The following is a 250-nucleotide window of genomic DNA, read 5'->3' as shown; positions in this document are numbered from 1 at the left end:
CGACAGCTCGGCCAAAATGGCGGAGATCATCACGGTCATCGAAGGAATCGCATTCCAGACCAACATCCTCGCGCTCAATGCGGCGGTCGAGGCAGCTCGCGCCGGTGAGCAAGGGCGGGGGTTTGCCGTCGTGGCAGGCGAAGTCCGCACGCTTGCCCAGCGCAGTGCCAGCGCGGCCAAGGAAATCAAGGATCTGATCGGCGACTCGGCGAGCCGGGTGGACGCGGGTTCGAAGCTCGTTGAGGAAACG

1 protein-coding gene is annotated in these 250 nt (G+C 64.4%); it reads left to right on the top strand.

Annotated elements, in window-relative coordinates; genetic code table 11:
• Nucleotides 1–250: methyl-accepting chemotaxis protein (locus SB771_RS35985; protein WP_410722160.1), on the top strand; the 250-nt coding region annotated here is incomplete at both ends.

Source organism: Burkholderia sp. SIMBA_051, from assembly GCF_046534915.1.
Lineage (GTDB): Bacteria > Pseudomonadota > Gammaproteobacteria > Burkholderiales > Burkholderiaceae > Burkholderia > Burkholderia ambifaria.
Note: the sequence above shows the minus strand (reverse complement) of the source record. Positions and strands in the feature narration are given on the sequence as shown.